The sequence below is a fragment of the Zobellia russellii genome (assembly GCF_044597075.1).
GTDB classification, from domain to species: domain Bacteria; phylum Bacteroidota; class Bacteroidia; order Flavobacteriales; family Flavobacteriaceae; genus Zobellia; species Zobellia russellii.
The window spans coordinates 3,025,173-3,043,767 of record NZ_CP139000.1; the positions used below are offsets into that span (position 1 = coordinate 3,025,173).

Genomic DNA, 18,595 nt, shown 5'->3' on the forward strand with positions numbered 1-18,595 from the left:
TTTTTAGCGCAGTATTTCATAAACTTGTATTAGCTTCAAACCAGGAACAAAGCAGAATGATTCAATTAGACGAAAAAATATATTTCTATTCATTGGCCATAATACCGGTCATCATCGTCTTGTTTGTGCTTTTGCAACTTTGGAAAAAGCGCACGCAAAAGAAATTTGCCGAAACCCAACTGTTAAAACGCTTATCTCCGGACAAGTCCAATTTTAAATCCGGCTTAAAACTCTTGTTCTTTTTGTTAGGCCTGGCCTTTCTTACTTTAGGATTGGTGAATCCTAAAATTGGCACGAAATTAGAAACCGTAAAAAGAGAAGGGGTAGATGTGGTATTTGCGGTAGATGTCTCTAAAAGTATGCTGGCCGAGGATATTGCGCCTAACCGTTTGGGAAAAGCAAAACGTTTGGTTTCGGAAATCATCAATCAATTGGCAAGTGACCGTATAGGTATTATAGCCTATGCTGGGCAAGCGTTTCCGCAATTGCCGATTACAACGGATTATGGCGCTGCTAAAATGTTCCTCCAGAGCATGAATACAGATATGCTTACCTCGCAAGGAACCGCTATCAACGAAGCTATTAATCTGGCCACAACGTATTATAATGATGAAGAACAGACCAACCGAGTGCTTTTTATACTATCGGATGGTGAAGACCACTCGGAAGGCGATGCAAAAGATGCCGTAGAAAAAGCGGTGGAAGAGGGTATTCGTATTTTCACGATTGGAGTGGGCAAGACCAAGGGCGCTCCCATTCCCATAAAGAGAAACGGGGTTGTAGAAAGTTTGAAAAAGGATTCGCAGGGCGAGGTGGTAATTACAAAATTGAACGAAGACGTTCTCATAGACATTGCGGAAGAAGGCAATGGTGAATATATTAACGGTGCCAATACAGATGAAGCGGTAGAATACATAAAGGACCAGCTTCTTCAAATGGACAAGAAAGAGTTTGAAGCCAAGCAGTTTGCTGAATTTAAAGACCAATTCCAATGGTTTTTGGGTATTGGGCTGTTGTTTTTGTTATTGGATATATTTGTTCTGGATAAGCGCACTAAGTGGTTTAAAAAACTAAATCTATTCAACGAAAAAGAAATAGAATAAATGAGAAATATAGTTTTCATATTGTTTTTTATCGGTTTCGTTTCTTTTGCGCAGGAAGAAGAAAAAGAACGCGAAAAGGCCCTTAATGAATCTAGGAATTTAACCTGGGAGGCAAACAAAGAGCTTTCCGAGGATAATTTTATAGATGCCGAAATAGATTACAGAAAGGCAATTGCCAAAAGTGACGAAAACTCAGCTGCTCCATACAATTTGGCTAATGCCTACTATAAAAAAGAGACGTATAGTGAAGCATTTGGCCGCTATAAACAAGCAGGCGAACTGGCAAACAATAAGGCAGATAAACACCGTGCTTATCACAACATGGGCAATGTGTTCATGAAAAGAAAAGAATATCAAAAAGCGGTAGAAGCGTATAAAGAAGCCCTTCGCAACGACCCTAAAGATGAAGAAACGCGCTACAATCTAGCTTTGGCAAAAAAGATGCTCGAAAAGGAACAAGAGCAGAATGACCAAAACCAAGATAACAAAGACGACCAGGACAAGAACGAAGACCAAAAAGACGAAAACGAGGACAAGAAGGACGGCGACAATAAAGAAGAGAACCAAGACCAAGATAAAAAGGACGAAGGCGACCAAGGAGACGAAGGCGATAAGAACGAGGAAGAAAAAGACGAAAACAAAGAGGGCGAAGGCGATGAAAAGGAAGAAGAGAAAAAACAGCCTGACCAAGGCGATAAACCTCAAGAACAGCAACAACAACCTCGTCCTAACCAATTAAGCAAACAGCAAATCCAGAATCTTCTGGAAGCCATGCAGAACGAAGAGAAAAAAGTACAAGAAAAAATAGACGCCCAGAAAGTAAAAGGCGTTAAGGTTAAAAACGAAAAAGATTGGTAAAGACCAGTATACATAAAATCCTTTTGGCATTATTCTCTATAATGCTTGTTGTTTTTTCGGTAAGCGCGCAGGATGATGCGGCCATAACCTTTGAGATGAAACTTAGCAAAGAGAAGCTGGGTATAAATGAAAGGTTACGGGTAGATTTTACCATGAACAAAGATGGTGATAACTTTAATCCGCCGGATTTTCAAGGTTTCAGGGTGTTGATGGGGCCATCTCAATCTATAAGCTCCTCTTGGATCAATGGTGTTCGTAGCTATTCCAAAACCTATTCTTACACCTTGGCACCAACGACCAGAGGCACTATGACCATTAAGCAGGCTACCATCGTTATTGATGGTAAAACTTATAAATCCTTACCAAAGGATGTTGAAGTTACGGCTGCCGTAGATAAGCCTAGCGATCAAATGACGGTAGATGACGTAGCAGACGAAAGCCTTCACTTAGTGGCAGAGGTTTCCAAAACGGACCCTTACCTAAACGAAGGTTTGAGCGTGGTTTACAAACTCTATGTGAGTCCGTCTATAAGTGTTTCCAATTACCAACCGCTAGACAACCCCAAGTACAATAACTTTTGGAGTCAAGATATTCCCGTTTCCAGACCGGTAGCCGAAAACGGCACCTATAAAGGAAAACCATATAGATACGTCATACTAAAACGTGTGGTGCTCTATCCTCAGAAATCGGGCAAACTAGAAATAGAACCCCTGTCTCTAGATGTTACGGTAGATGTACCTTCCAACAAAAGAGATTTCTTTGGAGGCCGGATCTATTCACAGACCAACAAAACGGTTTCGGCCGGTAAACGCACCATTAACGTAAAGCCATTACCGGAGAAAGGAAAACCTGTAAACTTTAGTGGAGCCGTTGGTAATTTTGATTTTTCGGTAAGCACAAGCAAAACAGTTTTAAACGCTTCCGAATCTTTGCAGGCAAAAGTTGAGGTTAGCGGTAAGGGAAACCTAAAACTCTTTCAATTGCCGGAGCCAAATCTACCAGGCTCACTTGAGGTGTACGAGCCGGAATTTAATGAGAACGTACGCACTACCCTATCGGGTTCACAAGGTAAGGTAAGCAACAGTTATACGATTGTACCTTCATTTAAAGGTAAATACCCTATTCCCGGTATATCCTTCACTTATTTTGACCCAAATGCAAAGTCCTATAAAACAATTACATCGGACGAGATCGTAATCAATGTAAAAGAAGGTCCTACAAATTCTAGTATTGGTAGCACACCTACGAACGGAACCAGTAACAAACAGGCAGTAGCCGTAGGAAATCAATTTAACTTCTTAAAACTGAGTCCTAATTTAACTCCTATTGGTTCTAGCACCTTTTTTGGCACAAGAAATTACTATCTGTGGTTGTTATTACCATTATTACTCATACCCTTAGCCATACTACTTGGCAAAAAACGGGACGCAATTGCGAGTGATGTGGTGGGCAATAAAGTGAGAAAGGCAAATAGATTAGCAAGAAAGTATCTTTCTAAAGCCAAAAAGGAACTGGGTAACAAAGAAGGATTTTATATTGCCTTGGAAAAAGCGTTGCACAATTATTTAAAAGCAAAACTAAAAATAGAAACTTCGGAATTCAGCAAGGATAAAATAGCATCCCTTTTGAATGACAAACAGGTTGATAGTACTACCAACGAAGGATTTATTTCTTTACTTAAAAATTGTGAAATGGCACGTTACAGTCCTTTTTCGGAAGTACAAATGCAACAGGATTATGACAAAGCCAGTGAAGTAATATCATATTTGGACAAGCAACTTTAAGAAAATATAACTAATTCAATTTGAAAATCACGAAGTGAAAAATATACTCTTCATACTTGTTTCCTTTATTACCCTAACGGTTTCCAGCCAGAACAACGCTTTGTTCGATAAGGCCACGGAAGCTTATAATGTAGGGGAATACCAAAAGGCAGTAGACAGCTATTTAGAGATTTTGGAAAACGGTGAACATTCCGCAGAGCTATATTACAACTTGGGCAATGCTTACTACAAGCTTAACCAAGTTGCCCCAAGTATCTATTATTATGAAAAGGCACTTTTGCTGAAACCGAACGACAGCGAAATAAAGAACAATTTGGGGTATGCCCAAAACATGACTTTAGATGCCATTGATGAAATGCCTACAACGGGACTTTCTAAAATTTACGAGAGTATTATTGGCACCTTAAGCTATGACCAATGGGCCTATGTATCCATTGTGTTCATGATTCTTTTTGTGCTGTTGTATATTGCCTTCTATTATTATAACTATTCATCCAAAAAGCGACTTGCATTTATTTTTAGTATAATCTCGCTTTTGGTTATGGTAACTTCCGCAATCTTTGCTTTTCTTCAGCATAACAAATTTAAAGCAGACCAACCTGCTATAGTTTTTGCCAAAGAAGCTAGTGTTAAAGCGGAACCCAACAAAAGAGGACTTGAAACTTTTGCCCTCCACGAAGGCACAAAAGTTAATGTTTTAGAAGAACTGAACGATTGGAAAAAAATTCGCATTTCCGATGGCACTACAGGGTGGATTTCTGCAGATGACATAAAAATTCTCAAAGATTTTTAATATTTTCTTAACGAGGATTTAAATGGTTGGTGTTATATTTGCATTTGTTACAAACTTTTATGAAAATTTTCGCTCGTTTTCTGTTACTTTCTTTATGGCTATTTGCCATAATGGCTCCGAGTGTCATAACTTTAATGGATGTTGATAACCCCATTATTATAACAAACCTTAATGAAGAGGAGCAACAAGAAACGGTCAAAAAATCTCCCTTAGAGGAAAAATTCGTAAACGACAGTCACTTTGACTTCTCATTAATAGCGCTGTCAGAACAAGCTACTATGGGCCATTATTATACGATGGGCTATATAGATTTCACACTTGAAATCCTACTCCCTCCACCTGAACATATAGGATAATATTTTTCAGACATTGTATTCTATTATCTAAAACTTGTCCTTAATTCATATTGGGGACTAAACTATTTTATTGTATGTTCAAAACTTTAAAAAGCGATCTTCCTGCAAGTATCGTAGTATTTTTTGTAGCCTTACCTCTATGTTTGGGTATTGCCCTTGCCAGTGGAGCTCCGTTGTTTTCAGGCTTAATAGCTGGTATAATTGGAGGTGTAGTAGTTGGTGCCCTTAGTGGTTCCAATATTGGAGTAAGTGGCCCCGCAGCAGGATTGGCGGCCATAGTTTTAACCGCTATTGGAACATTGGGCGGTTTTGAAAATTTCTTAGTTGCCGTGGTTCTTGGAGGAATCATCCAAGTAGTATTTGGTGTTTTAAAGGCAGGTATTATTGGGTATTACTTTCCGTCCTCTGTAATAAAAGGCATGCTTACCGGTATTGGTATCATCATTATACTAAAACAGATTCCTCATTTCTTTGGATACGACCCAGATCCAGAAGGAGATTGGGCCTTTTTTCAAGTAGATGGTGAGAACACCTTCTCCGAGATTTTCAACACCGTTAACAATATTAGTCCAGGTGCAACGCTTGTTGCCATAATTGGTCTTTCAATTTTACTTCTATGGGATAAAGTACTTTCAAAAAAAGGGAAAATATTTCAGTTGGTACAAGGGCCTTTGGTTGCCGTTGCAATAGGGATAATTTTCTTTATCGTAACTCAGAATAGTGAAGTTTTGGCTATTTCTTCGGACCACTTGGTAAGCGTACCAATTCCAGAAGATGCCGCCTCGTTCTTGGGCCAATTCAGCTTTCCTAATTTTGCTGCCATTACAAATCCTCAAGTTTGGATTACCGCATTTACCATTGCATTGGTAGCCAGTCTAGAAACCTTGTTGTGCGTTGAAGCTACGGATAAGTTGGACCCGCAGAAAAATGTAACCCCTACAAACAGAGAGTTGCTTGCACAAGGTACGGGTAACATTCTTTCCGGATTGATCGGTGGTCTTCCTATTACCCAGGTAATTGTTCGTAGTTCTGCCAATATCCAATCTGGAGGGAAATCAAAACTATCTGCAATTATACATGGTTTCCTTTTATTGATTTCCGTAATTCTTATACCAAGACTATTGAACATGATTCCTTTGTCCGTTTTGGCAGCCATCCTCTTTATCGTAGGTTACAAGCTGGCAAAGCCGGCCTTATTTGCCAAAATGTACAAATTGGGTTGGAAACAATTTGTTCCCTTTACGGTTACGGTAGCAGGAATTGTTTTTACAGATTTACTTGTAGGTATTAGTTTAGGTTTGGCTGTTGGAATTGTAGTTATTTTGATTAAGAGCTACCAAAACTCGCATTTTCTTCACATTGAAGATGTAAGCAACGGAAAACACAAAATAAAAATGACGCTTGCCGAAGAAGTTACCTTTTTTAACAAAGGTGCCATTCTAAAAGAATTGGATAGTTTACCTAGAGACACCTATTTGGAACTAAACTTACTCCAAACAAGATATCTAGATTTGGATATCATTGAAATTTTGGATGATTTTTCCATAAAGGCCAAAGAGCGTAACATAGACATTCAACTCGTTTCAAAACGAGGTGTAGTAGAAAACCCGGATAGTTTTACTGAGTTTTTTAAGACAAGACCTAAATCAAAATTGAGTCTAAGCTAAATGTCATGGAAAAGGACAAAAACAGGATAGTACTATTTTCCTCTTTGGGAAATAGTCTGCATAATCTTTTGAAGAGCTCCGTTAGCCTAGCAAAAATGGTTGATGGAGAGCTAGAGGTTTTCCATGTAAGGAAACCTATTGATATTATTAGAAAGGATAATCAATTATCGGCAATGCGGACCATAAACCGCGAATATATTTTAACCGATAAGCGAATGAAACGTATAGTATCACCTATTTCAGAGGATTATGGAGTTCCTATCAGTTATTCCAGTGCCTTTGGTAACGTTAAGACTGAAATTGCCCGGTATTTAGCAAACAACAATCCGGACATTATTGTCCTTGGCAGGAGAAAAGCAAGGCTTTTTAGAGCTGTTGATGATAGAATAGCTAATTTTGTTCTAACTATTTTTAAAGGGTCCGTAATGATTGTCTCCGAAGAAAATGGTCTAGAACCAGACATGAAAATTGGCATTGGAACATTAAACTGTTCCTCAGAATCATCTAGCTCTTCTTTTCTAGAAACGCTGTTTGCTTTTACGGATAGACCGTTAAAGTCTTTTAATATTGTAGAAGGCCCCAACATTAGACCAAAACCACAGGAGTTTTTAGGACAAAAAACCGTAGAGTACGTATTTGACTATAATGAAAATACGCTGAAACAACTTCCAACTTACTTATCCAATAGTAACATAAACCTGTTATTTGTTGAGAGAAAAAAGAAGGAATCAAAAGCTACAGCTTCAGCATTGAACATGTACAATAAGGTAAAGAAACTAGGAATTACCCTTATGATTGCCGGTGAGAAACGCCTGCATATCAAACATCAAAGTAATTTAAGAATAGCATAATTAAAATATAAAATATGAAAGCACATACTAAGGAAACACAAGCAACAATGACCCCGCAAAAAGCAGTACAGTTCCTTAAAGAAGGTAACCAACGCTTCCAAAATAATTTAAAGGCCAATAGAAACCTTTTGGAGCAAGTAAATGATACTAGCGAAGGACAATTTCCGTTTGCAACCATTTTGAGCTGTATAGATTCTAGGGTATCGGCAGAATTGGTTTTTGATCAAGGTCTTGGCGATATCTTTAGTATTCGTATAGCAGGTAACTTCTCCAATGAAGACATTCTTGGAAGTATGGAATTTGCTTGTAAACTAGCCGGCACCAAATTAATTGTTGTATTGGGCCATACTAGTTGTGGCGCCATCAAAGGTGCTTGCGATCATGCTAGATTGGGCAACCTAACCAAACTGATCAATAAGATAGAACCAGCTGTAGACGCGGTTAAAGAACCGGCAGATGAAAGCCAGAGAAACTCTAAAAACCTTGAATTTGTTGATAAGGTTTCAGAAAAAAATGTGCTTTTAACTATTGAAAATATACGTAAAGAAAGTCCTGTTCTTGCAGAGATGGAAGACAAAGGAGAAATTAAGATAGTTGGGGCCATGTACGACATATCCAACGGCGAAGTAACTTTCTACTAGTATATTGAATTTTATATAAGTTAAAAAGGCCAATAACGGTGTTGGCCTTTTTACTATATTTCTGTAGAATTCTCCTTACTTTGCCAAAAAAATAGAATGGATTTAGACACTGTTTTTGAGAATAACGAAAAGTGGATTGCTGAGAAACTAGAGACTAATTCAGATTATTTTAAAGAACTGGCCGTAGGGCAAAATCCAGAACTGCTTTATATAGGCTGTTCGGACAGTAGGGTTACCGCAGAAGAAGTTATGGGTGCCAAACCTGGAGAGGTTTTCGTACATCGTAACATTGCGAACATGGTAATCAGTATTGATTTAAATGTTCTATCTGTAGTAAAATATGCCGTAGACTATTTAAAAGTAAAACACATTATAGTCTGTGGGCATTATGCATGTGGAGGGGTAAAAGCCGCCATGCAATCCGCAGATTTAGGGGTTTTAAACCCATGGTTGCGTAATATACGCAACGTATATCGTCTTTATAAGGAAGAACTTAACGCAATTGAGGACGAAACAAAGAAATATGACAGGTTAGTTGAACTTAATGTAAAGGAACAATGTGTAAACCTGATTAAAACCGCGGTGGTGCAAAAAGCATATCGCGACCACGGATTGAAAGTTCACGGATGGATATTTGATGTCCACACCGGAAAGCTAATAGACCTTAAGATAGATTTTGAAGGCTATCTTAAAAACATAATGGAAATTTATCATTTAGATTGATAAAAACCATTCTGTTACTCCTTAAACTAACGTATCACCATTAATCTTAACTCTATGAAAAATCTTTTCTCAAACTTTAAAGGAGATTTATTTGGAGGGATAACAGCAGGTATTGTTGCTCTTCCCTTGGCATTAGCTTTTGGTGTTAGCTCAGGCCTTGGGCCAAGCGCCGGTCTTTATGGAGCTATATTCATCAGTTTTTTCGCGGCTCTTTTTGGTGGTACCAACACCCAGATTTCCGGCCCAACAGCACCAATGACCGCGGTAAGTATGGTTGTTATAGCAGGTATAATAGCAATCAATGATGGAAGTTTGGAAAAAGCGCTACCTGCAATCTTGGTTGTTTTTCTATTGGCCGGTCTTATGCAAATAGGCTTGGGGTTATTGGGTATTGGTAAATACATCCGCTATATTCCATATCCCGTTGTTTCCGGATTTATGACCGCAATCGGAGTTATTATTTTGGTAACCCAAATACTTCCCGCAATTGGCTATTACCCTAAAGAAGACGAGGCTTTTGTAGAGCAATACAAACCTATGGCCGAAGAAATTATCTTGGACAATATTTTAAAGGAAGAAGCCGGAGAAGGCATTCTTGTTCTGGAAAACTTTGAGGAGACCATTAAACGAGCGGAAGGAATTACCGAGGAAGATATGCTAAAAGAAGCACGTACTTTGGCAAAATCCGAAGCTTCTGGAGTATTGGGAGCCATTAAGGTAATGCCAAGAGCACTTCAAAATATTAACTGGCTAGAGTTTATTCTGGCACTAACCACCATTGCCATTATCTATGGTTTTAAAAGAATAACTACGGCTATCCCAAGTGCATTGGTGGCCTTGGTTGTGGTATCGGGCGTGGCTTATGGTTTTGGTTTAGATTACAGGCCTATTGAGGAAATTCCAAGCGGATTTCCGGTTCCAAACTTGGGTATATTTACCAGTTTTGAGCTAAGTTCCGTAACGCCATACATTTTTACTGCATTAACATTGGCGTTGTTAGGAGCTATTGACTCCCTATTGACCTCTGTAGTTGCGGATAATATGACAAAAACAAAACATCAACCTAACAAAGAATTGGTGGGCCAAGGAATAGGAAATAGTATTGCCGCCATTTTTGGTGGAATTCCAGGCGCAGGTGCCACCATCCGTACTGTGGTAAATATTAATGCCGGTGGAAAAACCAAATTGTCCGGTATGGTTGCCGGAGTTCTGCTGCTCGTTGTTCTCTTAGCTCTTGGACCGGTTGCTTCTCAGATTCCCGCTGCCGTATTGGCCGGAATTTTAGTAACGGTAGGTATAGGTGTTATGGATTACAAAGGATTAAAAGCTATACCCAGTCTTCCTAAAGACATGAGTTTAGGACCTATAAAATTTAGCTCGGAAGTTATTATAATGCTCGTTGTACTGGTACTTTCTTCTGTTTGGAACTTGGTCTATGCAGTTGGTGTTGGTCTGGTAATTGCCTCCTTAATGTTCATGAAAAAGATGGGCGACCTTACTGCGGAGCGGTCTGATGTAAAGTCTTTGGAAAAAGAACAAGGATGGGCAGATGAGAAAAGTTTCCCCAAAAACTTAAAAGAAACGGTCTTTATCAAACACCTTAAAGGACCTTTGTTCTTTGGTTCTACCAGTGAATTTCAGATTTTAGCGGACCAAATTCCTAGATCGGCATCTACGGTAATCATTAGAATGGACCGCATGCAATATATGGATCAATCCGGTCTTTATACCTTGGAAGACGTGCTTATAGATTTACACAACTCCAACATAGAGGTTCTGTTCGTAGATGTACTTCCACAACCACGTTACATGATGGAGCGTGTAGAACTCATTCCTGATTTAATTCCTGCAGAACATATTTTTGACACCTTTAATGAATGCCTGCAGTACTTGACACACAAGACATCCGAGCAAAATATTGAGGCCTCAGCATAGAATTTAGACCAATTTATGATGAATTATGTATTCGGTAATGCCGCAAATGTCCTAAATTTGCGGCTTTAGCCGAACATCATGATCGATACCATAAAAAAGCACATTACTGAGGTAGAAAAGTTTACCGCTACCACTAAAGAGGAACTGGAAAGCTTCCGTATAAAATACTTAGGTAAAAAGGGACTTTTGAACGATTTCTTCGCTGAATTCAAAAATGTACCCAATGAGCAAAAAAAGGAATTCGGCCAAACCATAAATCAGCTTAAGCAGACCGCAAACGAAAAGCTGAATACCTTACGGAATGCCCTTGAAAGCAAAACCGAAGAAAAAGGCGTATATGGCGATTTAACCCGCCCAGGGGAACCTTTAGAACTTGGTGCCAGACACCCCATCTCTATTGTAAAGAACCAAATTATAGATATTTTTTCTAGAATAGGTTTTAATGTTTCCGAAGGACCGGAAATTGAAGATGACTGGCACAACTTTACCGCCTTGAACCTACCGGAATATCACCCTGCAAGAGATATGCAGGACACTTTTTTCGTTCAAACAGATCCGGATATCCTATTGCGTACGCACACTTCGTCCGTACAGGTTAGATATATGGAAAACAATAAACCACCAATACGTACCATTTCTCCGGGAAGAGTATATCGTAACGAAGCTATTTCGGCCCGTTCACATTGCTTTTTCCATCAAGTAGAAGGTCTTTATATTGATAAGGACGTTTCTTTTGCAGATTTAAAGCAAACCCTTCAGTTCTTTACAACGGAACTTTTTGGTAAGTCAAAAATTAGACTTCGCCCTTCATATTTCCCTTTTACCGAGCCTAGTGCCGAAGTAGATGTGTATTGGGGACTTGAAACCGAAACCGATTACAAAATGACAAAAGGTACCGGATGGCTAGAGATTATGGGCTGTGGTATGGTAGACCCTAATGTACTGGACAACTGTGGTATTGACTCCAAGGAGTACTCTGGTTTTGCATTTGGTATGGGAATAGACAGAATTGCCCTGTTGCTTCACCAAATCTCCGATATTCGCTTATTAAGCGAAAATGATGTGCGTTTCTTAGAACAATTTAAAAGCGCACTTTAACCCAGCGTTGTGAAGAAAGATATTGAAATACCTATTGCCAAAGATGTTCACGTGGCCATAATCCGTGAGTGGAACGACGATTTTCTTTCAAAAGACTGGAACGCGTACATTATAAATAATAGAACGGACCAGATTGAATTAACAATTGTGGTCTCCAAAGGATTTGATGCAGAGCGAAAAACATCTACTATGCGCCATGGCATTGGTACCATTCTACCCAAATCTTTTAAAAAAGTAGAAATGCTCCTTGAAGATGTGCTAGCATTGGACAATGAGTTTTTTGTTACTTTCTTCGCCGAGGGCAAACTTTTTGAAAAACGCTTCTTATTTCCCAAGAATACTATCTCCGAGAAAGACCTAGGCCCCATCCCCATCATTGAAAAGGAAGGCATATTAGCCCCATAAATTCTTTCGCTAACAAAATTTTAACGCCTTTTAGGAACATTTAAGTTCTTTTGGTTTGTTTGTTTCCGAACTAATACTACCTTTGCCCCTTCAATATTTTGATTATGAACAGAGAAGAAAGCAAAAAGTTATTAATTGAGGACCTAGGGATTCATTTTGAGAATGAATATTCCCTTCCTCCATTAGCTGCAAGAATTTTTGCTAACCTCGTTATTACAGAGGAAGACGGACTCACTTTTGAGGATTGTCTTACTAAACGTGGTGCCAGTAAAAGTTCTATCTCTACATCGCTAAACCTCCTTTTACAAATGGACTTTGTAAAGTACTTTACAAAGTCAGGAGACAGAAAACGATACTTTAAAGTTGCTGAAAAAGACGCCTTTTTTATAAACAAACTCAATACAGTCCTTAAAAAACTTGAAAACGAGTCTGAAATGATTGAAAAAGTTGCAGCTTATAACGAGGCATATAATCCAGAGAAACATGAAGCTAATAAAGCAAGAAAGGATATCTATCTCAAATGTGTAGAAGAAGCTAAAGAAATTTACAGAAAGACAATTATAGACCTGAAAAAATCTAACAACTAATTTTTTTGAACAAATGGTTCGTTTTTTACCGAACATTCAGAATTAACAAAACCTTAACAACATTCAATCAACAATTCAATACAAGTAAAACTCCATCTAAATGAAAAAGTTATCAATTATAGGATTATTAAGCGCCGCACTCCTTTTGAGTTCGTGTTTTGGAACAACTCCAACTTCTCCCGCTGGTGCCGCTGCTCCACCTCCACCAAGTTTAAAGGTTGGTGAACTAAAACCACAGGACATTACTGTTTATAATGAATTTTCTACTACTCTAGAGGGAAAGCAAAATGTAGAAATATGGCCAAAAGTATCTGGTTTTGTTCAGGAGGTTTATGTAGAAGAAGGTCAGAAAATAAAAAAGGGCCAACTGCTTTTTAAATTGGAAACACAAACCTTGAACCAAGATGCAAATGCTGCCAAAGCATCAGTAAACGTTGCACAGGTAGAAGTAAACAAGCTAAAACCTTTGGTAGAAAAAGGTATTATTAGCGAGGTTCAATTAGAAACTGCAAAAGCACAACTTGCTCAAGCTCAAGCTAATTACCAAAGCGTTGCCTCAAACATAGGCTACTCGCGTATTACGAGCCCTGTTGATGGTTACATTGGTGAAATTCCCTTTAAAATAGGCGCTCTTGTAAGTTCAAACATGAGCAAACCATTAACTACGGTTTCAGATGTTAGCCAAGTACGGGCTTATTTTTCAATGAACGAAAAAGAGTTGCTCAAGTTAAAAGAGTCTATGCCTAAAAATGATAAGAACCTTATGGATGTTGAAAAAGCACCAGAAGTTACACTTGTCATGATAAACGGAGAAGAATATCCTGAGCCCGGTAAAATTGCCATGATCAACAGTATTATAAACGGTACTACCGGTAGTGTTACCGCACGTGCAGATTTTGACAATAAAAATAACTTGCTAAGTAGTGGTAGTACTGGGAAAATTAAAATTCCAACAGTTTATAAGGACGCTTATGAAATTCCACAAACGGCTACTATTGACCTTCAAGGGAAAAAGCTGGTCTATGTAGTAAAAGAAGATAACACTGTAACCACAATGCCTTTGGATATCGTAACCACCACTCAAAAAGGTTTTGTTGTGGAAAACGGCATAGATAAAGGAACTACCATTGTTCTAGAAGGTGTAACTAAAATAAAAGACGGTATGGCCATTAGTCCGGTCAAATAAGAAACCGCAATTCAACAAAACACATAAATAGAGAACAATGTTTCAGAAATTTATAGATCGTCCCGTACTGTCTACGGTTATATCGATTATTATAGTTATTCTAGGTATACTAGGTTTAACGACCCTACCTATTGAAGAGTATCCGGAAATTGCGCCACCTACCGTGCAAGTAACAAGTACCTACACCGGAGCAAATGCAGAAACGGTACTTAAGAGTGTTGTTATACCGTTAGAGGAGCAAATAAACGGTGTAGAGGATATGTTGTACATGACCTCTAGTGCCAGTAACGACGGTGCCGCTACCATTAACGTCTTTTTTAAGTTAGGTACGGATCCGGATATTGCCGCGGTAAACGTTCAGAACAGAGTGGCTAGGGCCAATAGTGTTTTACCACAGGCCGTAGTACAGACGGGTGTTATTACTCAAAAGTCGCAAACCAGTGCATTGTTGTTCTTTTCTTTATTCTCGGATAACGATGATTATGACGCAACCTTTGTAGAAAACTACGCCAGAATTAACATTGTACCCAAATTACAACGTATAGAAGGTGTTGGTAACGTGACCGTTTTTGGTTCTAAGGATTACTCTATGCGTATCTGGTTAAACCCAGAAAAGATGGCGGCCTACAAGCTTATGCCTTCGGATATTCAAAATGCCCTTAGAGAGCAGAACCTTGAGGCTGCAACTGGTAAAATTGGTGAAAATGCTGATGGAGTTTACGAGTACGTTTTAAAGTATAAAGGACGTCTTTCTGAAGAAGCCGAGTATGAGAATATCATTATAAAAGCACAAGAAAACGGACAGTTCTTAAGACTTAAAGATGTTGCCGAAGTAGAATTGGGTGCCTTTAACTATGGAACAAAAAACGAAGGTATGGGCAAGCCCGGTACTGCCGTTGGTATTTTTCAAACATCGGGCTCTAACGCGAACGCTATTATTGATGAGATTCAAACCATATTGGATGAAAGCAGCCAAGATTTCCCTAAAGGTCTGGATTACGTAATTCCTTATAACACTAAAGATTTCTTAAGCGCATCTATAGAACACGTGGTACAGACTTTAATAGAAGCCTTTCTATTAGTGTTCTTAGTGGTTTTCATATTCCTACAAGATTTTAGATCTACGTTAATACCTGCTATTGCCGTTCCGGTTGCGATTATTGGTACGTTTTTCTTTCTATCGCTCTTTGGGTTCTCAATTAACATGTTAACCTTATTTGCAATGATTCTGGCCATTGGTATTGTGGTGGATGATGCCATTGTGGTAGTCGAAGCCGTCCATGCCAAAATGGAGGAAGGCGCAACCAATGCCAAAACGGCTACAAAATCTGCAATGTCCGAGATTTCAGGTGCAATTATCTCTATAACCTTGGTTATGTCCGCCGTGTTTATTCCGGTATCGTTCATTAGTGGATCATCGGGTGTGTTCTATCAGCAATTTGGTATAACATTGGCCATTGCCATTCTAATTTCGGCAGTAAACGCCTTAACGTTGAGTCCTGCATTGGCCGCGTTGCTGTTAAAACCGCACAATCCGTCCGAGGAACATAAAAAAGGAATTTCAAAACGTTTCTTTTCGGCCTTTAACACCGGTTTTAATGCGATTACCGATAAATATGTTGGTTCCGTAAAATTCATTGCCAAAAGAAAATGGGCCACTTGGGGGTCTATTGCAGTGTTTGGGGTTATAGCGTATATGCTATTCCAATCTACACCTACAGGGTTTATTCCAAATGAAGATAAAGCTATTGTTTTTGCCGATGTTACTATGCCTCCGGGAACAACATTGGAACAAACACAGAAAACCGTTAAGAAATTAGATTCTATTTATGCTTCAATGGACTTGATCAAGGCCAGAATGAACATTACAGGATTTAGTATCCTTAACAGTGTTAACGGTGGTTCTTACGGTTTCTCCGTACTTAGACTAAAAGATTGGGGAGAACGAGAAAGTGATAATGAATCCGTACAAGCGGTCGTAGGGCAATTGTTCGCAAAAACGGCGGGCATCAAAGACGCCAAAATATTCTTCTTTACGCCACCTAGTGTACGTGGTTTTGGTAACTCTACCGGTTTTGAGATGAACTTACAGAGTAAAGATGCGGACGATTGGCAAACCGTAAACAAAGTTACCAATGAATTTTTGGCAGCTATAAATGCAAGACCGGAAGTTCAATACGCCATTACCAACTTCAATGCTAATTTCCCTCAATACGAGTTGGAGGTAGATGTTGAGAAGACTAAAATGGCCGGTTTGGCCGTAACGGATGTATTTAGCGCTATGCAAGGCTACTATGGTGGGCTTTATACCACGGACTTTAACAAATTTGGTAAGCAGTACCGTGTTATGATCCAAGCCAAACCGGAAGATAGGGCAGATGAAAATTCATTGAACCACATTTTCGTTACGAACGCCAATGGAGAGTCGGTTGCCGTATCTCAATTTGTATCGTTAAAGAAAATTTACGGTCCTGAGGTGGTGAGCAGGTTTAACCTATTGAGTTCGGTTAAGATTAACGGAGCCATGAATCCTGGGTATTCTACTGGTGATGCTATTAAGGCTATTGAAGAGGTTACGGCACAAGTATTGCCAAATAACTACACCTACGAATACTCTGGACTTACCAAGGAAGAGAATAGCGCGGGTAGCCAAACGGTTCTAATCTTTATTTTGAGCTTGGTTTTCGTATACTTCTTGTTAAGTGCTCAATACGAATCCTATATCCTTCCATTATCCATATTACTGTCCTTACCAATTGGTATTGCAGGAGCAATAGGTTTTGTGAGCGTAGCTGGTTTGGAGAACAATATCTATTTCCAAATTGCCCTGATCATGTTAATTGGTCTTCTCTCTAAAAATGCCATTCTTATCGTAGAATTCGCATTGCAGCGTAGAAAACACGGTATGTCTATTATTGATTCTGCCATAGATGGTGCCAAAGCACGTTTAAGGCCAATTTTAATGACATCCTTCGCCTTTATCCTTGGTTTAATGCCATTGGCGTTGTCATCAGGTATAGGTGCCGTAGGTAACCGATCCATTGGTATGAGTGCAGTTGGAGGTATGTTGATAGGTACCATATTTGGTGTGTTTGTAATACCGGCGCTATATGTCATTTTCCAGACCATCCAAGAGCGTATTACCGGTGCGCCACAAGAAACTATTGAAGAAATAAAGAACTAGAGAAATCATGAAGAAATTAATAATGAATAAATTCTTATTGGTGGCCATGCTCCCGCTCTTGCTACAATCTTGTTTTGTAGCCAAAAACTATGAGCAACCAGAGGTGCAAACAGAAAACCTATATAGAACGGATAACCTGCCACAGGACAGTGTATCCTTCGCATCGGTTTCTTATAAAGACCTTTTTACGGACCCTTATTTAAAGACCTATATTCAAAAGGGACTTGACAATAATTTGGACATTCGAATAGCCCTGCAGAATATTGCAGCGGCTGAGGCTTACGTAAAACAAGGAAAAGCCGGTTATTTGCCTACCTTAAACGGTGCTGCAAGTGCCACTAGAACGGCAAGAACAAGTGAGAACGGACAATTTGGAAGTTTCTTTACGCAACCTTTTAATCAATATGAAACTTCGGGTACGGTTTCTTGGGAGGCCGATATTTGGGGTAAAATTAGAAGCACAAAGCGAGCTAGTGATGCCAGTTACTTGCAGACTGTTGCCGCTCATCAAGCGGTAAAAACAAGCTTAGTGGCGCAGATAGCAACAACGTACTATCAAATGTTGGCGTTGGACGAACAAATTTCCGTTACAGAGGAGACCATTGAAAACCGTGTAAAAAGTTTGGAAACCATTACGGCTCTTAAAGAAGCCGGGCAAACCAATCAAGTGGGTGTGGACCAAACCGCAGCACAACTTTACAGTGCTCAAAGTCAATTGTTAGACCTTAAGAACTCACTATTCAAAACGGAAACAACATTAAGCATTTTAATGGGCGAGCAACCTCAAACATACGAACGAGGTACACTTGCCGAGCAAACAATAACTGGCGATATGTCTTTAGGTGTTCCTGCATTGTTGCTTAGAAATAGGCCGGATATCATGCAAGCCGAATATAGCTTGGTAAATAACTTTGAATTGACCAACGTAGCAAGAAGCAACTTCTACCCGTCCATTACGTTATCGGCACAAGGTGGTTTTCAAAGTTTGGAGTTGGACAATTGGATAGATAGCAGTTCTATCTTTGCCAATCTTATTGGAGGTCTTACCCAACCTATTTTTAACGGAAGAAAAGTAAGAACGGCCTATGAGGTGGCACAAGCGCAACAAGAGCAAGCCTTATTAACCTTTAAAAAGGCTTTGCTTACTGCTGGAAAAGAAGTTTCGGATGCGCTGTACGATTATAACACAGCCGTAGAAAAAGAAGCTTATGTTACCAAGCAAGTGGTTGCTTTAAAACGCGCAGAGACCAATTCAGAAGAATTATTGAACAGTGGTTACTTAACCTATTTAGACCTATTGACCGCCAGGGAGAACTGGCTGAATGCAGAACTAAGCTTGATAAATAACAAGTTTGGTCAGTTATCTGCAACAGTAGACCTGTACCGTTCCCTTGGTGGCGGATGGCATTAATCACTTGTTAGGC

The 18,595-nt window shown here is 39.3% G+C and carries 16 protein-coding genes; all 16 read left to right on the plus strand.

Annotated elements, in window-relative coordinates:
* Positions 1–56: 56 nt before the first annotated feature.
* The 16 genes from SJY45_RS12270 to SJY45_RS12345 all read left to right on the plus strand — a co-directional run bounded on the left by SJY45_RS12270 (position 57) and on the right by SJY45_RS12345 (position 18,582).
* Complete coding sequence (locus tag SJY45_RS12270) at positions 57–1,103, plus strand: VWA domain-containing protein (protein WP_400071029.1); 1,047 nt, start codon at positions 57–59, stop codon at positions 1,101–1,103.
* Entirely contained in the window at positions 1,104–1,961 is an 858-nt protein-coding gene (locus SJY45_RS12275; RefSeq protein ID WP_400071031.1) for a tetratricopeptide repeat protein, read from the plus strand. It abuts the gene before it with no gap.
* Between the two features lie 41 nt (positions 1,962–2,002).
* Positions 2,003–3,745 carry a BatD family protein gene (locus SJY45_RS12280; RefSeq protein ID WP_400074350.1) on the plus strand — a complete coding sequence of 581 codons (1,743 nt, stop codon included), beginning with the start codon at positions 2,003–2,005 and terminating at the stop codon, positions 3,743–3,745.
* Between the two features lie 34 nt (positions 3,746–3,779).
* Entirely contained in the window at positions 3,780–4,538 is a 759-nt protein-coding gene (locus tag SJY45_RS12285; RefSeq protein ID WP_400071033.1) for a tetratricopeptide repeat protein, read from the plus strand.
* Positions 4,539–4,597: 59 nt separating this feature from the next.
* Entirely contained in the window at positions 4,598–4,894 is a 297-nt protein-coding gene (locus tag SJY45_RS12290; protein ID WP_215913603.1) for a hypothetical protein, read from the plus strand.
* Between the two features lie 74 nt (positions 4,895–4,968).
* On the plus strand, positions 4,969–6,561 hold the full coding sequence (locus tag SJY45_RS12295) for a SulP family inorganic anion transporter (protein WP_400071035.1): 1,593 nt from the start codon (positions 4,969–4,971) through the stop codon (positions 6,559–6,561).
* Between the two features lie 5 nt (positions 6,562–6,566).
* On the plus strand, positions 6,567–7,412 hold the full coding sequence (locus SJY45_RS12300; RefSeq protein WP_400071037.1) for a universal stress protein: 846 nt from the start codon (positions 6,567–6,569) through the stop codon (positions 7,410–7,412).
* Between the two features lie 14 nt (positions 7,413–7,426).
* Positions 7,427–8,053, plus strand: a complete 627-nt coding sequence (locus SJY45_RS12305; RefSeq protein WP_215913600.1) for a carbonic anhydrase family protein — start codon at positions 7,427–7,429, stop codon at positions 8,051–8,053.
* Positions 8,054–8,149: 96 nt separating this feature from the next.
* A complete protein-coding gene (locus SJY45_RS12310; protein WP_400071039.1) occupies positions 8,150–8,776 on the plus strand; it encodes a carbonic anhydrase in 627 nt (208 codons plus the stop codon).
* Positions 8,777–8,830: 54 nt separating this feature from the next.
* Positions 8,831–10,711 (plus strand): SulP family inorganic anion transporter, encoded by a 1,881-nt coding sequence (locus SJY45_RS12315; protein ID WP_215437179.1) that lies wholly within the window; start codon positions 8,831–8,833, stop codon positions 10,709–10,711.
* 78 nt (positions 10,712–10,789) lie between these two features.
* Positions 10,790–11,809 carry a phenylalanine--tRNA ligase subunit alpha gene (gene pheS, locus SJY45_RS12320; protein WP_400071041.1) on the plus strand — a complete coding sequence of 340 codons (1,020 nt, stop codon included), beginning with the start codon at positions 10,790–10,792 and terminating at the stop codon, positions 11,807–11,809.
* A gap of 9 nt (positions 11,810–11,818) precedes the next feature.
* The gene (locus SJY45_RS12325) at positions 11,819–12,214 is read left to right on the plus strand and encodes a hypothetical protein (RefSeq protein ID WP_215437175.1); all 396 of its coding nucleotides are present in this window, start codon (positions 11,819–11,821) and stop codon (positions 12,212–12,214) included.
* A gap of 104 nt (positions 12,215–12,318) precedes the next feature.
* On the plus strand, positions 12,319–12,801 hold the full coding sequence (locus tag SJY45_RS12330; protein ID WP_400071043.1) for a GbsR/MarR family transcriptional regulator: 483 nt from the start codon (positions 12,319–12,321) through the stop codon (positions 12,799–12,801).
* A gap of 100 nt (positions 12,802–12,901) precedes the next feature.
* The gene (locus SJY45_RS12335; RefSeq protein ID WP_400071045.1) at positions 12,902–13,987 is read left to right on the plus strand and encodes an efflux RND transporter periplasmic adaptor subunit; all 1,086 of its coding nucleotides are present in this window, start codon (positions 12,902–12,904) and stop codon (positions 13,985–13,987) included.
* Positions 13,988–14,024: 37 nt separating this feature from the next.
* On the plus strand, positions 14,025–17,171 hold the full coding sequence (locus SJY45_RS12340; protein ID WP_215913595.1) for an efflux RND transporter permease subunit: 3,147 nt from the start codon (positions 14,025–14,027) through the stop codon (positions 17,169–17,171).
* A gap of 7 nt (positions 17,172–17,178) precedes the next feature.
* On the plus strand, positions 17,179–18,582 hold the full coding sequence (locus tag SJY45_RS12345) for a TolC family protein (RefSeq protein WP_400071047.1): 1,404 nt from the start codon (positions 17,179–17,181) through the stop codon (positions 18,580–18,582).
* The last annotated feature ends 13 nt before the right edge of the window (positions 18,583–18,595 follow it).

What these genes read in the sequence shown, in the direction of transcription:
- SJY45_RS12335 (WP_400071045.1), top strand. Translation starts at nt 12,902, where the DNA reads ATGAAAAAGTTATCAATTATAGGATTATTAAGCGCCGCACTCCTTTTG.
- SJY45_RS12330 (WP_400071043.1), top strand. Translation starts at nt 12,319, where the DNA reads ATGAACAGAGAAGAAAGCAAAAAGTTATTAATTGAGGACCTAGGGATT.
- pheS (WP_400071041.1), top strand. Translation starts at nt 10,790, where the DNA reads ATGATCGATACCATAAAAAAGCACATTACTGAGGTAGAAAAGTTTACC.
- SJY45_RS12300 (WP_400071037.1), top strand. Translation starts at nt 6,567, where the DNA reads ATGGAAAAGGACAAAAACAGGATAGTACTATTTTCCTCTTTGGGAAAT.
- SJY45_RS12315 (WP_215437179.1), top strand. Translation starts at nt 8,831, where the DNA reads ATGAAAAATCTTTTCTCAAACTTTAAAGGAGATTTATTTGGAGGGATA.
- SJY45_RS12345 (WP_400071047.1), top strand. Translation starts at nt 17,179, where the DNA reads ATGAAGAAATTAATAATGAATAAATTCTTATTGGTGGCCATGCTCCCG.
- SJY45_RS12295 (WP_400071035.1), top strand. Translation starts at nt 4,969, where the DNA reads ATGTTCAAAACTTTAAAAAGCGATCTTCCTGCAAGTATCGTAGTATTT.
- SJY45_RS12310 (WP_400071039.1), top strand. Translation starts at nt 8,150, where the DNA reads ATGGATTTAGACACTGTTTTTGAGAATAACGAAAAGTGGATTGCTGAG.
- SJY45_RS12270 (WP_400071029.1), top strand. Translation starts at nt 57, where the DNA reads ATGATTCAATTAGACGAAAAAATATATTTCTATTCATTGGCCATAATA.
- SJY45_RS12305 (WP_215913600.1), top strand. Translation starts at nt 7,427, where the DNA reads ATGAAAGCACATACTAAGGAAACACAAGCAACAATGACCCCGCAAAAA.
- SJY45_RS12290 (WP_215913603.1), top strand. Translation starts at nt 4,598, where the DNA reads ATGAAAATTTTCGCTCGTTTTCTGTTACTTTCTTTATGGCTATTTGCC.
- SJY45_RS12280 (WP_400074350.1), top strand. Translation starts at nt 2,003, where the DNA reads ATGCTTGTTGTTTTTTCGGTAAGCGCGCAGGATGATGCGGCCATAACC.
- SJY45_RS12275 (WP_400071031.1), top strand. Translation starts at nt 1,104, where the DNA reads ATGAGAAATATAGTTTTCATATTGTTTTTTATCGGTTTCGTTTCTTTT.
- SJY45_RS12340 (WP_215913595.1), top strand. Translation starts at nt 14,025, where the DNA reads ATGTTTCAGAAATTTATAGATCGTCCCGTACTGTCTACGGTTATATCG.